Consider the following 14524-nt stretch of genomic DNA (forward strand, 5'->3'; position numbering starts at 1 on the left):
GGTTGATATGCCGGTTATCAACTCTCTGCTTGTTGAATCAGTGCGCACCTGAGCCGACTATGGAGTCCTCATCAAAGTATCCACAGTCAGCACAACCCGAGACCAACATGGCTAAATCAACATCCAAGTTCTTCCGCGTCGCCACTGAAGGCGCGACCACAGACGGGCGAAAGATCGACCGTAGCACTATCGAGCAGATCGCCAAGACGTTTAACCCCGCGACCTATGGCGCACGTATCTGGCTGGAACACATTCGCGGCACGATGCCGGATGGCTCCTTCCGTGCCTATGGCGATGTGTTGGCGGTCAAGGCCGAAGAAGTGGACACCGATGCGGGTAAAAAGATGGCGTTGTTTGCTCAGATCGATCCGACACCGGATCTGATCGCCATGACCAAGGCGCGCCAGAAGATCTATAGCAGCCTGGAAATCAGCCCGAATTTTGCCGACTCCGGTCAGCCCTACCTGGTCGGCCTGGGTGTGACCGATAGCCCGGCCAGCCTCGGCACCGAGATATTGACCTTCGCCGCCAATAGCGGCACGGCTAATCCGTTTGCAGCGCGCAAACAGAACCCGGACAACCTCTATTCGGAAGCCGTCGAAATTGCATTGGAATTTGACACGGCGCAAGCCGATCCCGAGCCTGGCAAGTTGGCGACCAGTATCAAGAACCTGTTCAAGAAAATCACGGCCGGCGACACCTCCAATGACGCGCGCTTCTCCGATGTCAGCGAAGCGATCCAGACCGTCGCCACCCACGTAGCGGCCGGCGACGAAAAATTCGCCGCCAGCCAGGTGCGCATCGAGACGCTTGAAACCGCGCTGGAAAAGGTGACGTCTGATTTTGCGTCATTCAAGCGGCAAATGGATACGACCGACGCCAACCCGACACAACGGCCCCAAGCGGCGGGCGGCAGCGGCGTGATCAAGACTGAGTTTTAAACCGCGCGCCTGCCTCGCCATTCGATCCACATTTGAACCCACTAAGACCGGAGTAAAACAAGATGAGAGCAAATACCCGTATCGCGTTTGAAGGCTACACCAGCCAGATCGCGCAATTGAACGCGACGTCCAGCGTTCAACATACGTTTAGCGTGGTACCCACTGTGCAACAGAAGCTGGAAGACAAGATCCAGGAGTCCAGCGAATTCCTGAAAAAAATCAACATCATTGGCGTCACCGAGCAAGAGGGCGAAAAACTCGGCCTGGGGGTCTCAGGCCCCATCGCCAGTCGCACCGATACCAGCAAGGCCGAGCGCCAGACGCGCGACGTGTCCACCATGGACGGCCATCGTTATCGTTGCGAAAAGACCAATTTCGATACCCATATCGGCTACGCTAAACTCGACGCCTGGGCCAAATTCCAAGACTTCCAGAGCCGGATTGCCAATCAGATCCTGATTCGCCAGGGACTGGACCGGATGGTGATTGGTTTCAATGGCACCAAGATTGCGTCGGATACCGACATTGCGGCCTATCCAATGCTCCAGGACGTAAATAAGGGCTGGTTGCAGCATTTCCGTGAAGATGCGCCGCAACGGGTCATGTCCCAGGGAGAGGCGAAGCCAGGCAAGCTGCTGATCGGCACCGGAGGTGATTACCTCAATCTTGATGCCGCTGTTGCTGACGGCATCAACCTGCTGGATCCCTGGTATCAGGAAGACACCGGCTTGGTCGCTTTTGTCGGCCGCAAGCTGTTGAACGACAAATATTTCCCGTTGATCAACACCAAGCAAGCGCCTACCGAGACGCTGGCGGCCGACATCATCATCAGCCAGAAGCGCATCGGCGGCCTGCCGGCGGTACGCGTGCCTTTCTTCCCGGATAACGCCATCCTCATTACCCGTTTCGATAATCTGTCGGTGTACTTCCAGGACGGCGCGCGCCGCCGCCGTGTAGAAGATGTTGCCAAGCGTGACCGCATCGAAAACTACGAGTCGTCCAATGATGCGTATGTAGTCGAAGACTTCGGCCTGGGCGCTTTGTTGGAAAACATCGAGTTGGTGCCGTAGCGCTATGAGTTTCCTATCCCCAGCCCTGCGCCACCAGGCCCGTGTCCTGGCGGCGCAAACCAGCGCAAATACCGAACCGGGCGGCCCGACGACTGGATCGCACTACGAGCTCCAGTTGTACCAATTGGCCGAAGACCGGCGACGCCTGAAAGCGATTCAGTCGATCAAAAGCAAGATCGCTTTAAAGGCCAAGCTGCTGCCGAATTACCAAGCCTGGATCGATGGCGTGCTGGCGGCGGGGAAGGGCGGCCAGGACGACGTGCTGACTACGCTCCTGGTGTGGCATATCGACGTTGGCGAGTACGAGCGCGCCGTGACGATTGCCCGCTATGCGGTCGGACACAAGATGACCTTGCCTGACCAATACGACCGGGACATTCCGACGATGTTGTTGGACGAGTTTGCCGGTGCGTATCTCAGCGGCCCGCTCGGGCAGGATGCGGCGCAAGCCGTGCAGATCCTCACGGCGATTGCGGATCTGACCAAGGATAGCGACACCCCCGACCAGGCCCGCGCCAAATTATTTAAGGCGCTTGGCTTAGCGCAGCTGGTGTTTGCGAATGGCGGCGATGACAAGGGTGATTTTTCCCCGTCGCTGGTGGCGGACGCAAAAGCCGCACTTACCCATCTGAAACGCGCTATCGAGCTATTCGATGGCGTGGGAGCGAAAAAAGACATTGAACGCCTTGAACGTCGCTTAGGTAAAGCGGCGCAAGAATAAACGAGCACCCCCTGGCGCACGGCGGCGCGGGCTGATCTCTGACTTGATTGTCCAGTGTGAAGCCCGCCCACCGCCGTTTTTTGAAGAGCCCCTATGAGCTTTATTGCCGTCGAACCATCGACACCCAATAGCAACCCACCATCGAGCGCGACGACCGTCGAAAACGATGGTTGGTATATCGATATTAATTTGCCGCTTATGCGCGATGCCATGCGCCTGGATGGCACCGTCACGGATCCGCGCCTGCGGCAAGCCGTGGTCGCGGCCATCATGCATGTCAATCAGGAACTGGCAGACTGGAAACGCGACCAGATCGCCGCCGGCTATAAAACACTGGCTGCCGTGCCGGCCGATCATATCGACCGTGAAAGTGTGCTGATTGCCCACTATCGGCGCGCCGTCTACAGCACGGCCAAGGCTGACATGATTGAGCGTTACCGCGATATCGACAGCACCGCCTCGTCATTGAGTGATAAAAAAATGATGGAGTGGCTCGATACCGCGCCTAGCGATCAACGCCGTAATGCCCATTGGGCGATCGCCAACATCATTGGCCGGCCGCACATGACCGTTGAGCTGATCTGATGCAAGTGCGCGCGCAGCAATATGACACGCTAGACCTGTTGTGCTGGCGGCATCTTGGCGCTACCGCCAATGTCGTTGAAGCTGCGCTTGAACTGAATCCGGGGCTGGCCGATTGCGGGCCGTATCTGCCGCATGGTCGCCTGGTCACGTTGCCAGACCCCACGGTCACCCCCACCAAAACTGCCCAGATCGTCCAGCTCTGGGACTAACCGCGAGAACCTACTATGGCAGAACCCAGCACCGCTACGCTTCTCGTTACCACCGCCGCCGGCATTGGCCTGTCGTCGCTGTTCCCCGGCATCGACGGCAATGCCTTGATCGGTGCCTTTGCCGGCGCTGCGCTGGTGGCGATTTCCAGCAAGAACTTGCCAGTCATGCAGCGACTGGCCTATATGGTCATCTCGCTGGCGGTTGGCTACCTGGCCGCACCAGAGGTCATCAATAATAGCCCGCTCAAGCAGTCCGGCGTTGCGGCCTTCTTCGCGTCAGCCGGCGTCATCGCGCTGACGTTGCACGGCATCGATCTGATTAAGACGATCGAACTGCCCGACTGGATCCGCAAAGGAGGCCGCAATGAATAAGCTGCTTACCGTCATCGCAGTACTCAGCTACGCCATGACCTGCATGCAGTTGCTGTGCTACCGGCGTGGCTATGCAAACTACCGGATCCACATATCGCTGGTGGCCTGGCTGCTGATCGTCTTTACCGGCACCTGCGCCCTGGAGATCTTGCTCGGCACCGCTCGTACCTCATTCGGTCAAGCCGGTATCGCTTTTACCTTGTGCGTCTTGGTCTATCGCGCCCGGGGCAACGTCGCCAACATCATCAGAGGGAATTTATGACTGCAATCACCGAGCATTTCACACTGGAAGAATTTACGCGCAGTGACAAGGCGCGGATCTTGGGCATAGACAACACGCCCGTGCCGGCTGTGGTGGCAAACCTACGGCGCCTGGCCCGCTTTAACGAACTGGTGCGGCTTGAGTTGGGGAGTGCCGCCATGGTGATCTCCAGCGGCTACCGCTGCCCGGCGCTTAACCGTGCCGTAGGCGGTGCCAGCAACAGCGCGCACCTGGATGGCTTGGCGAATGACTTTACGGCCCCTGCGTTCGGTACGCCGATGGACATCTGCCAAAAGATCGAGAAATCCTATCTGCAATTCGATCAGCTTATTTACGAGCGCGCCGGATCCGCGATCTGGGTTCACCTGGGCATTGCAGCAGAGGGCGTTAAGCCCCGCCGCCAGGTGCTGACCATTGACAGCAAGGGAACCCGGGTAGGGCTATGGAATTGATCGTCAAAAGCCTGATCACGGCGCTTCTTGTCGGCGTCCTGGGCGTCGTGATCTGGATCCAGCGCGACGCCCTGATTGCCGAGAAGGCCCGCACGGATCGAGCCGAACAGGCTATCTCTGACAAAGATGACGCCATTAAATCCCTGACCGAGGCCGCAAAAAAAAATAAGGTTTCGTTGAGCAAGCTGCAAGCCGACAGGGAAGGGATCGCCGCCACACTTACCGAACGGGAACGCACAATTGAGAACCTACAACATGAAAATGCAGCGATTCGCAGCTGGGCCGATACTCCTTTGCCTGATGCTATTGCCGGGATGCGCGACCACGCGGCCATCACCGGGGCAGACGATTACCGTCAGCGAATGCCCGCCAGTAACACGATGCAGCCTACCGGCGGCCGCGCCGAAGACTAACGGCGCGCTCAATCTCGCCCTGGAGCGTACCGAGGCGGCTTGGGCGACCTGCGCCGCTCAGGTTGACATGACTTACAACTGCCAACAGGAGTCCAGCCGTGTACAAGCCAAAAAGCCTTAGAGCGCACCTGGGCGCGGCGAACCCGGATCTAAAGCGGGATCCGGAAAACTTTGTGGTGTACGGCGACGAAGGGCATGTTGTCGCTGTCGGCACCGGCTCCCTGTCGTTCGAGTATCGTTACAAGCTCAACGTAATTATTACCGACTACCCAGGGGACGCCGACGCCATCATGGTGCCGCTATTGGCCTGGGTAGCGGTGCATCAGCCGGACATACTTGGTAATCCGGAACTGCGTAAAACCGGCTTCAGTTTCGAGATCGATTTCAATAATCATGTAACGGTCGATCTGTCTATCAAACTGGATTTGACCGAACGTGTAGTGGTAAAGCGCGGCGCTGCCGGCCGGCTCGACGTACGGCACTTGGTTGAGCCCCTGCCCACGCCGGAATATACCGACGATTTCTGGACCCTGTATGCAGGGGATTCTTTGATCGCTGAATGGCATACACCGAAGGATACGCAATGACGGAAAATCTGCGCGCCGTGGAGATGTGGGTCGGTGGTCTACTGACCAGGTTGCAGCCAGCGCAACGCCGCGCGTTAAATCGCAAGATAGCTCAGGATCTGCGGCGCAGCCAGGCGCAACGTATTGCCAGCCAGCACACACCGGACGGTGCGATGTACACGGCACGCAAAAAACGCAAAGATCTGCGCGGGAAGAAGGGGAGAATAAAGCGTCAAAAGGCGGCGATGTTTGAGAAGCTGCGTATTACAAAAAACCTCAAAACTCAGCAGGACGAAAACCAGATATCGATAGGGTTCTTTGGTCGGGTCGCCCGCATCGCGCGGGTGCACCAGGAGGGATTGAAAGATCGGGTGTCAAAAAAAGGGCCGGAATATCTATATCCGGCCCGACCATTACTTGGTTTTAGTAAGACTGATCAATCGTTGATACGTAATTCATTGTTTCGACATTTAAGTGGATATGAGTAACGTAGTGTGTACCAATCCTACGATGATGTGCACCAGCTAAATTTCACTTGGCAGAAACGACGAATAGGCAGCAGTGACGGCAGCTTCACCTAGATGGCATGACTGTGAAAGTACAGAGGCCTGGAGCATGTACTCTACTTGATGAGATCATCTCATGGTTGAATTTTTCCCGGTGCCTTTATCGTTGCTGTTCGGTCTTCAGTCGCGGAGCGTTCGAATGCTAGTCGTGCCGAATTGACGGCAACCGTCATATCGTGTATCTCTTTACTCAACGCTTCTGAATGCCCAACCGTTTCGCTTGTTACGTGTCCGGCGTCCATTATTGTATAGATCGAAAATAGTGAGGAAACTATAAACGTGAGGCCGGATATCCAGATGCCGATAGTTGCGAATTTCATTGATTGCGCAGCACGTTTTTCTGCCTGTGCCGACGCTGCAATTGAATCCTCTTGCATTTTTAGAGCAGTGGAATTCATACTTTGAATGAGTTCGGCACACATCGCAAAAACTGGCCGCATTTGCTCTACATTTTCCAATAGCGTTTCCAGGGCTTCATTAGTCCGCTGAATGGGGCTCGATGAAGGAATGTAGAGCGACTCGATAGGTGGCCGCGATAGGTTTCGAAAATTTCCGATTGCCTCGCCAAGTCTCGTGGAAACGCCACTATTAAATTCCATTGCCTTCATCGTTGCGCTACTAAAGGGACTTTTTCTAATTTCTTCGAATTGTTGTGCGATCCGTCTTTCGTCTGAGAGTTTTGATTTGTTAATTTCTGAAATAAGGAAATCTACGCCAGACGGCCCCCCATCAACGGGACCTCGGGTCCCGTCACTGTTGCTCGTGAAATAACGCTGGGCGAGTCTCTCTGAGAACGTGCCAAGTTCTGCCAAGGTGATTTCCTCGACTTCGGTTTCTGCAAGGGATGGCCATTCGCTCCAGGTACCTGTCGCTGCATCACCAGTCTTTTTTCGAGCAGTATGGATTAGCGCTTGCTGAGCCAATTGACGGCCATCGGCATCCGGCATAGCAGCGTCGATTTGGAGCTTCTCGTTAAAATCACTTTCCATCGGGCCAATTCGCAACGTCCCCAGATTCGCTGTCTGCAAATCGAAATCAAAAATATGCGCTAAATCCATGTAATTTCCATATTAATTAGTCAAACAGTTGAAGGATCTAATTCAATAAGATTCCCGCGTATTCTTGCTAGGCAGAGACGCCATTATCTTGCAACTACTTTGCATGTTCGATAACAATATCGCGAAACATCAATGGTTTTTCCCGGTAAAGTTTTTTTAAGCCATCAATGCAGCGGTCTTCGCGCGTTTTTCCGTCCAAAGCATCGATTGTGGCATCCGTCATGGTGGCTCCGGGACCGAAATACATAGCTTTTTGCGCTGCACTTATGCTGCCCAAGGTGTCGACACTTCCCTGGATTGCACATGCGAATATCATCGCCTCTGCCACCTTTCGAGACGTAGGTGAGAGTTCCCAGGGATTCCCATTTGCAGTTGCCAATACCACAATCGGCACCAATTCACTTTGGATCTGTTGTCTTTCGATATCGAAGCCACGGGTTTCGAAGACAACCGCAAAAATTGAAAGTCCTCCGGATATCGCTGCGCAGATATACCATGGCCACCATTCCCGTATACCCCATCCAAATAGGACTGTAGTTGCTGTTAGGCCGCCAGCAAGAAGGATGGCCGCGGCGCTAATATATCCTCCATTTATAATAAAACCGACACAGTAATAGCAACCCAGAAGAAATATTGCCAACGCTATACTGGCTTTCAGTTTCAGTTTCAGATTCATATTGATCGACCTTTGACGATTCATTGACGGTTGAATATTTTCCCTGCGGGAAACTATTTAACTATATATCAAAAGAACAAGATTTGATCTGCTGAAATGGTACTTAAATGGTACTTACTTTTCTTTGCATTCCCTAAAAAAGCTGCGTCACCACATCTGCATCCCAGTTGGTAATCACCAGCTCTTTGCTGACGCCTGGCTGCCCATGGGTGCTCCCGATGCTGTATTTGATGTCTAGTCCCATCATCGTAAAACCGTCGAACACCCTGCGAATGTCTGGATGGTCATTGATCGATACCATTACTTTCCCTTTGCAGGTCCGCATGAATTCGGCCATCTGTTCGTATTGTTCGAACCCAAAATCCACGCCGTAACCCTCGGTCTCCTAGTAGGGAGGATCAAGATAAAAGAACGAGTGGGGCCGGTCATATCGTTTCATGCATTCCAACCAGGGTAGGTTTTCCACATAGGTGCCTGCCAGGCGCAAATGTGCGGCACTCAGATTTTCTTCAATTCGACACAGATTAATCGCTGGTCCGGTGGTGGCGGTACCGAAATGCTGGCCCACGACCTTGCCGCTGAATGCGTGTTGCTGCAGATAGTAGAAGCGGGCGGCGCGTTGAATGTCGGTCAGGGTCTCCGAATTTACGGCTTGCTGCCATTTGAAGATTTGCCGGCTGCTAATCGCCCACTTGAACTGCCGCACGAATTCCTCCGTGTGGTGTTGTACAACCCGATACAGGTTGACCAGGTCGCCATTGATGTCGTTGATGACCTCGGTGTGTGCTGGTACCGGTCGCAGGAAATATAGGGCGGCACCGCCGCAGAACACCTCGACGTAACATTCATGCGGCGGAAACAATGGGATGAGTTTGTCAGCCAGGCGGCGTTTTCCTCCCAGCCAGGGAATGATTGGATTTGCTTGCACGTGTTTCTCCATAGTCAGATGCTCGATGGCATGCGGATATGGGGCGCGTGGCTCTCAGGTGGTTTAATGTGCCGCAACGTGGGCATTTAATGACCAGAGTGATGTATTCACCCTCGCCAAGTTTTCGGGAGCAGCTCCCGCAGCGGATTTCCGACATATCGTAGCGATTACAAATGTGATAGCCTTCGGGTCGCCTGATCAGGTGGCGCGGCCTTGGGCCAAACTTGCAGCTACTTCTGCCGGTACGGTGGCGTGGTCGATGTTAGCGCATCGACCGCGTCGCCGCGTCTAAGGCTGCACTTTCTCACGCGCGCACGTACAGTGAAATATCGACAGAGTTGATAACCAGCTTATCAACCCTCTGCTTGATGCGCTAGCTACAGCAACACGGCAACATGCAATGCATGACCGCCGACCTCTCCACTGACCTTTCTGAACTGCTGCGCTTAATCCTGAACATGATTCGGGTTGGCTCTGTGATCGAACTCGATTACGACGCAAAGCTCGTGCGTGTTCAGGTTGGCAAGAACACGCCTACCTGGCGGCCTTGGGCAGTCCATCGCGCGGGCGATGCGCAGACTTGGTGGCCGCCATCCATTGGCGAACAAGTGATTCTGCTTTCGCCGGAGGGAAATTTCGATAACGCTGTGATTCTGCCGGCGATGTATTCCGATCAATTCCAGCCACCTTCAAACAATCCAGCGCACCACACGACGCGCTACAAAGATGGCGCTGTTATCCAATATGACAGCGCGGCGCATGCCTTAACCGCGATCCTGCCCGACGGCACAAGCGTTTCTGCCGTGCCTGGCACGGTGACATCGAACGCCGAGGATACGATTTGTACCGGCAATCTGACCGTTAAAAAGAACCTGACCGTCAACGGCTTCGCGGCCCTTAATGCTGGCATGAACGTCAAGGCCGGCAAGGGTGGGGGTGCCGCAGCCATGGTGGAAGGTGTCATGCAAGCCACGGTCGACGTGATCGCCAAAGCGGTCAGTTTGATTGGTCATAAGCACGGCGGCGTGAAGCAGGGCAACGATGAATCGGACGTGCCTAAATGACCGGCATGAACGCAAGCAATGGTCGCGCTATGTCCGGCCTGGCACATATTCGGCAATCGCTGGCCGATATCCTGACGACGCCTATCGGCAGCCGTGTCATGCGTCGAGCCTACGGGTCCGAAGTGCCTGAGTTGATCGATCAGCCCTTGAACGGTGCCACCGTGCTGCGCATCTATGCGGCTACCGCGCACGCCGTCATGTTGTGGGAACCCCGCATTGCGTTGACTGGCGTGCAGCTTGAACGCGGCCAGGCCGGGCAAGCTTTGCTGATCCTGGATGGCGTGACGAATGAGCAGAGTATCCAATTGGCCGTGCCGGTGGGTTCTGGAGTCAGTGCATGAGCGCCGCTATTGATTTATCGCGCCTGCCCGCTCCCAATGTGATCGAGCCGCTGGACTTCGAAACGATTCTGGCCGAGCAACTGGCAGATCTGCAAGAGCGAGATACAAGCTACGTCGGTTTGGTGGAATCCGATCCCGCAATGAAAATATTGCAGGTCACCGCCTACCGGGAATTAAAGGTGCGCCAGCGTATCAATGAGGCCGCCCGCGCAGTCATGCTGGCCTATGCCATGGACGAGGATCTGGATCATCTGGGCGCGTTGATGGACGTGCCGCGCCTGCAAATCACGTCGGCAAATCCAGATAAAGGCACGGACGCCGTCATGGAGTCCAACGAGGATTACCGACGCCGTATCCAGTTAGCACCGCAAGGGCTGTCAGTAGCCGGTCCCGAGGGGGCTTATATTTTCCACGCCTTGAGCGCGGATGGGCGTGTGCGCAATGCGACAGCGACCAGCCCGTCGCCGGGCCATGTGGTCGTCACGATCTTGTCGCGTGAGGGCGACGGTACAGCTTCGCAGGAACTGATCGATATCGTTACGGCAAGGTTGTATGAGGATGGCGTGCGCCCGTTGACCGATTTCGTGGAAGTCCGGTCTGCCACGATCGATCGTTATCAAGTCCGTGCGACGCTTTATTCCTTTGCTGGTCCTGATTCGACTGTGGTTGTGGCCGAAGCGTTGAAGCGTATGCAGCAATATGCCAAGGATGCGCACCAGTTGGGCCGTGTACCGACGCTTTCCGGCATTGATGCCGCACTTGTCGTCGCGGGTGTCGAGCGCGTGAAGCTGTCTACGCCGAACAGTGATCCGGAAATCTCCAAGCTCCGAGCGCATTACTGTGACGATATTGCGCTCGAATACGGTGGTATCTGGGGGCATGCATGAGCAAGCCCGTCAGATCATTATTACCCCCAAATTCTACGCCCCAGGAGCGGGCGCTGGAAGCGTCCACAGCGCGGATTTCGAATGTGACGGTGCCATTGCGCACGCTCTATCAACCAAACGTGATCCCAGTCGATCAACTGCCCTGGTTGGCTTGGCAATTGTCGCTTGAGAGCTGGAAATCATACTGGAGCGAAGAAGTACGCCGGGCCCGAGTACGTAACGCAATGACGATCCACCGCCAAAAGGGGACCGCTAAGTCGGTGAAAGACGTAGTCGCCGCTTTCGGTGGATCCATCCTGCTGCGCGAGTGGTGGCAAAAAGCGCCGATGGGTGAGCCCCATACCTTTGACCTGGTCATGACACTGAGCGGTGCCGGCGGCCAATCCGCAACCGCTGAATTCGTTGACGATGTGATCGCCGAGGTGAACCGCACTAAGCCCGTGCGTAGCCACTTTACTTTTACCCAGGGTATCGATACCAGCGGTGCGATTGCCGTGGTCGCTGGAGCGAGCCCCGTTATCTATGCCCGTTTGAATCTGACAGAAGCCTAACCCTATGCCTGGACTCCAAATTATCACCACCAAGGCTGGACGCGCCGCCCTGGTCAATGCCGAACACAACGGCACCGCGCCGCTCAAGATTGCAGAAATTGGCTTTACTGCTGCAGTTTTTACGGCCAATGAAGACATGACCACATTGCCAAGCGAGATCAAGCGCTTGAAGACTATTTCAGGGGAGGTTGTCGCTGCCGATACGATCCACGTCACTATTCGTGACGATGGCACCGACACCTATACCGTGCGCGGCATCGGCTACTGGCTAAGCAATGGCGTCTTGTTGGGCATATACAGCCAGCCGGACCCGATATTGCAGAAGTCCGCACAGGCTATGGTTCTGTTGCAGGCTGACGTGATTTTTGCCACCATCAAGGCGGCATCGTTGACTTTCGGCGATGCCAATTTTACGAATCCACCGGCAACGGTGGATCGCCAGGGCGTGGTCGAACTGGCCACGCCTGACGAAACCGTAGCCGGAAAAGATGCTGTGCGTGCAGTGACACCCGCCGGCCTGACTCCTGCGATGGCGAAAGTCATCGACAATCACAGGGCGGCTCCGGATCCACATCCAGGCTACCTGACGCCAGAGCGAGCCAACGCGCTGTATTTCCGCAAGCTGCCGGCTATCACCAGCAGTGACACCGACTGCGACACATTGCTGGAAACGGGGGTGCGCGATGTTCTTGTCGCGAATGATCGCGGCATCATAGCCGCTACACATCTCCCTGTGGGCGGTGATGGCTTTGGCACGCTGATCACAGTAAACGGTGGCAATTTCATTCGCCAGGTGTACACCGAGGGCGGCACCATCCAAAGAACCTGGGAGCGTACGGGCTTCGCCGGCGCGACGCCGCCATTCGATGCCCGTAAATGGAAGCTTCTGTGGGATTCGGTCACCTTTGACCCAGCACGATATCTGCCTCTTAGTGGCGGTAGCGTCTCCGGGGTGCTCAACGTATATGGCTCCACGGGTGTAATTGGGGACGAATCTGGAGGCAGACCAACCATAGAGGTCATTTCGGATGGCGATGGCAACGCCGCCTACATGACGTTTCATCGTCGGGGTAAACACGCGGTGCATTTCGGGCTGGACGTCAATAACCAACTCAGTGTCGGCGGTTGGTCGATGGGTTCAAATTCCTACAAGTTATGGCACGCGGGAAATTTCAACCCCGCCGATAAGCAAACTGAACTCGGTTATACACCCGTACAGCAAGGTACCGGCGTCGATCAGTTGAAAAACGTTGTCAAGATCGGATGGACAAAAGGTGACAGATTGAAGGCCACCGTCGATCTTACCGATCAAGGCGAATTCGTCTTTCAGCCTGGGCTTGATGCCACTCTTAAAAAGTATCTTGCACTTGCTGGCGGCTCAGTCTTTGGGACCCTCTCTGTCGTTGGTTCTACTGGTGCAATTGGGGTTCAAAGTGGGAGTCGACCAACGATTGAAGTCAAATCGGCAGGCGGTGCTGGTGACGCCGCCTATATGACGTTTCATCGCCCTGACAATTTCGCGGTGCATTTCGGTCTGGATGTCAATAACAACCTCAGCGTCGGCGGCTATTCGATGGGCGCGGTGTCTTACAAGCTATGGCACGCGGGTAATTTCGACCCGACGTCGAAACAAAACCTACTTGGCTTTATGCCTGTACAGCAGGGTGGCGGCGTTGGGCAGTTGAATAACACGGTTCGCATGGGTTGGTCAGCTAGTAATGCCTTGAAGGTAACCGTAGACACCACCGATCAAGGCTATGTTGTTTTCGGGGACAGACTAATCCGTTTGAACTGGAAAGGTTTTGGCGGTCAACCGTCATGGCTGTTGGGTGGCAACATGAACGACGACGTCAACGTCTACAACCCCTCCAACTTCAGCGTCAATTATGCGAACAGCGCCGGGTATGCCGGTTCCGCTGGTAATGCCGACAAGGTCGCCAACGTCCCGATGCGCTTCCAAGAAAATCCGGGGGAACAGCCTTACTACCTCTACGGCGTCGTAGCGGGTCGAACAGAATTGACGCTGTACAACCGCACGTCGCTTGCGGTTGGCTCATGTATGTCAGCTGTGTATGCCAATCAACTATCGGGTCAAGGCTTGGGCTATGGCGGTATCGGTGGTTACGTTTTGAACAAAAACAAAAGCGGCACCGGATTGGCCGGTGCATGGGAGCAGCGCGGGCAATCGTATGACTACGGCTCGGGCGCTATCGAGGGTAACGAATCAAGCACAGTGTTATGGCAACGGGTGGCGTAATGGCAAAGATGAAAAAACAGGTGGTCAAGACTCCAGCAAGTGAAACCGTCAAAGATGTGATGAGTGAGACAGAACTGCCGATCATCATCGACCCAGCGCCGATTCCAGCGCCGCCGACGATCGTCCTGCCAGAATCGCCGGCACTGGAGAACCCACCTGAGCCAGCGAACCCGTTTGCCTATTCGGATATCAAGGACATCGTCCGGTTGCCGATGGGTTTTCAATGCCTGGTGAAATTTGAATGCCAGGACAGCTACCTGACGTTTCTGGCTACCGCCGACGATGTCGAGCCGCACGGACGTGCCATTTATACCGCATGCGAGTCCGGTCAACTGGGCGATGCGCCGCATTATTTTCCGACCGATGCTGAACTGTTGGAGGCCGTGCAGGAGCGTGCCAGCCGCGAGCTGCGTCGCGCCAACAGCGAAGTGACCAAGTACCAGGATCGCGTCGATATTGACGACGCCAGCGACGTCGATTTCGCCATGTTACGCGTCTGGAAAACCTACCGCGTCGGCCTCAATCGCTTGCCGGAGCAAGCGAATTATCCGAACCGTATCACCTGGCCGGTCGCACCCGACGCCACGGCTCTTTAATCCATCACC

At 55.4% G+C, this 14524-nt stretch carries 21 protein-coding genes and 1 pseudogene; 18 read left to right on the forward strand and 4 right to left on the reverse strand.

Features of this window, described 5'->3' with window-relative positions:
- The first annotated feature begins 59 nt into the window (after positions 1 to 59).
- The 12 genes from CFU_RS05145 (at position 60) to CFU_RS05195 (ending at position 6079) form a co-directional block, all read left to right on the forward strand.
- Positions 60 to 941 (forward strand): GPO family capsid scaffolding protein, encoded by an 882-nt coding sequence (locus tag CFU_RS05145; protein ID WP_238531404.1) that lies wholly within the window; start codon positions 60 to 62, stop codon positions 939 to 941.
- A 62-nt stretch (positions 942 to 1003) separates the two neighbouring features.
- A complete protein-coding gene (locus tag CFU_RS05150) occupies positions 1004 to 2011 on the forward strand; it encodes a phage major capsid protein, P2 family (protein ID WP_014004983.1) in 1008 nt (335 codons plus the stop codon).
- 4 nt (positions 2012 to 2015) lie between these two features.
- A complete protein-coding gene (gene gpM / locus CFU_RS05155) occupies positions 2016 to 2732 on the forward strand; it encodes a phage terminase small subunit (protein ID WP_014004984.1) in 717 nt (238 codons plus the stop codon).
- Positions 2733 to 2825: 93 nt separating this feature from the next.
- Entirely contained in the window at positions 2826 to 3317 is a 492-nt protein-coding gene (locus tag CFU_RS05160; RefSeq protein WP_014004985.1) for a head completion/stabilization protein, read from the forward strand.
- A complete protein-coding gene (locus CFU_RS05165; RefSeq protein ID WP_014004986.1) occupies positions 3317 to 3526 on the forward strand; it encodes a tail protein X in 210 nt (69 codons plus the stop codon). The genes CFU_RS05160 and CFU_RS05165 overlap by 1 nt, the downstream gene beginning before the upstream one ends.
- 15 nt (positions 3527 to 3541) lie before the next feature.
- Entirely contained in the window at positions 3542 to 3898 is a 357-nt protein-coding gene (locus CFU_RS05170; RefSeq protein ID WP_014004987.1) for a putative holin, read from the forward strand.
- A complete protein-coding gene (locus CFU_RS05175) occupies positions 3891 to 4160 on the forward strand; it encodes a phage holin family protein (RefSeq protein WP_014004988.1) in 270 nt (89 codons plus the stop codon). Before CFU_RS05170 ends, CFU_RS05175 begins: the two co-directional genes overlap by 8 nt.
- Positions 4157 to 4612: a D-Ala-D-Ala carboxypeptidase family metallohydrolase gene (locus CFU_RS05180; RefSeq protein WP_041741342.1), complete on the forward strand. Its 456-nt coding sequence runs from the start codon at positions 4157 to 4159 to the stop codon at positions 4610 to 4612. The genes CFU_RS05175 and CFU_RS05180 overlap by 4 nt, the downstream gene beginning before the upstream one ends.
- Positions 4603 to 5025, forward strand: a complete 423-nt coding sequence (gene lysB / locus CFU_RS05185) for an Rz-like lysis system protein LysB (RefSeq protein WP_014004989.1) — start codon at positions 4603 to 4605, stop codon at positions 5023 to 5025. The genes CFU_RS05180 and lysB overlap by 10 nt, the downstream gene beginning before the upstream one ends.
- A complete protein-coding gene (lysC, locus tag CFU_RS25125) occupies positions 4913 to 5146 on the forward strand; it encodes an Rz1-like lysis system protein LysC (protein ID WP_238531405.1) in 234 nt (77 codons plus the stop codon). The genes lysB and lysC overlap by 113 nt, the downstream gene beginning before the upstream one ends.
- The gene (locus CFU_RS05190) at positions 5124 to 5612 is read left to right on the forward strand and encodes a phage tail protein (protein ID WP_014004990.1); all 489 of its coding nucleotides are present in this window, start codon (positions 5124 to 5126) and stop codon (positions 5610 to 5612) included. Before lysC ends, CFU_RS05190 begins: the two co-directional genes overlap by 23 nt.
- Positions 5609 to 6079, forward strand: a complete 471-nt coding sequence (locus tag CFU_RS05195) for a phage virion morphogenesis protein (protein WP_041741343.1) — start codon at positions 5609 to 5611, stop codon at positions 6077 to 6079. Before CFU_RS05190 ends, CFU_RS05195 begins: the two co-directional genes overlap by 4 nt.
- Before the next feature lie 152 nt (positions 6080 to 6231).
- On the opposite strand, the gene CFU_RS05200 is transcribed toward CFU_RS05195, so the two are convergent.
- The 4 genes and pseudogenes from CFU_RS05200 to CFU_RS23675 all read right to left on the reverse strand — a co-directional run bounded on the left by CFU_RS05200 (position 6232) and on the right by CFU_RS23675 (position 8976).
- A complete protein-coding gene (locus CFU_RS05200; protein ID WP_041741344.1) occupies positions 6232 to 7215 on the reverse strand; it encodes a hypothetical protein in 984 nt (327 codons plus the stop codon).
- Positions 7216 to 7309: 94 nt separating this feature from the next.
- Entirely contained in the window at positions 7310 to 7891 is a 582-nt protein-coding gene (locus CFU_RS05205) for a hypothetical protein (RefSeq protein ID WP_148264764.1), read from the reverse strand.
- 133 nt (positions 7892 to 8024) lie between these two features.
- Positions 8025 to 8831, reverse strand: a pseudogene (locus tag CFU_RS05210) (DNA adenine methylase).
- Positions 8767 to 8976 (reverse strand): Com family DNA-binding transcriptional regulator, encoded by a 210-nt coding sequence (locus CFU_RS23675; protein WP_081466410.1) that lies wholly within the window; start codon positions 8974 to 8976, stop codon positions 8767 to 8769. The pseudogene CFU_RS05210 and the gene CFU_RS23675 overlap by 65 nt, the downstream one beginning before the upstream one ends.
- Before the next feature lie 247 nt (positions 8977 to 9223).
- Here CFU_RS23675 and CFU_RS05215 point away from each other — a divergent pair, with 247 nt between their 5' ends.
- The 6 genes from CFU_RS05215 to CFU_RS23200 are packed head-to-tail and all read left to right on the forward strand — an operon-like array spanning position 9224 to position 14515.
- A complete protein-coding gene (locus CFU_RS05215; RefSeq protein ID WP_041741346.1) occupies positions 9224 to 9883 on the forward strand; it encodes a phage baseplate assembly protein V in 660 nt (219 codons plus the stop codon).
- The gene (locus tag CFU_RS05220) at positions 9880 to 10224 is read left to right on the forward strand and encodes a GPW/gp25 family protein (protein ID WP_014004995.1); all 345 of its coding nucleotides are present in this window, start codon (positions 9880 to 9882) and stop codon (positions 10222 to 10224) included. The genes CFU_RS05215 and CFU_RS05220 overlap by 4 nt, the downstream gene beginning before the upstream one ends.
- Entirely contained in the window at positions 10221 to 11111 is an 891-nt protein-coding gene (locus CFU_RS05225; RefSeq protein WP_014004996.1) for a baseplate assembly protein, read from the forward strand. The genes CFU_RS05220 and CFU_RS05225 overlap by 4 nt, the downstream gene beginning before the upstream one ends.
- A complete protein-coding gene (locus tag CFU_RS05230; protein WP_014004997.1) occupies positions 11108 to 11662 on the forward strand; it encodes a phage tail protein I in 555 nt (184 codons plus the stop codon). Before CFU_RS05225 ends, CFU_RS05230 begins: the two co-directional genes overlap by 4 nt.
- A 4-nt stretch (positions 11663 to 11666) precedes the next feature.
- Positions 11667 to 13919 (forward strand): hypothetical protein, encoded by a 2253-nt coding sequence (locus CFU_RS23195; RefSeq protein ID WP_014004998.1) that lies wholly within the window; start codon positions 11667 to 11669, stop codon positions 13917 to 13919.
- Positions 13919 to 14515, forward strand: a complete 597-nt coding sequence (locus CFU_RS23200) for a tail fiber assembly protein (protein ID WP_050808476.1) — start codon at positions 13919 to 13921, stop codon at positions 14513 to 14515. Before CFU_RS23195 ends, CFU_RS23200 begins: the two co-directional genes overlap by 1 nt.
- The last annotated feature ends 9 nt before the right edge of the window (positions 14516 to 14524 follow it).

The sequence above is a fragment of the Collimonas fungivorans Ter331 genome (assembly GCF_000221045.1).
Classification (GTDB): domain Bacteria; phylum Pseudomonadota; class Gammaproteobacteria; order Burkholderiales; family Burkholderiaceae_D; genus Collimonas; species Collimonas fungivorans_A.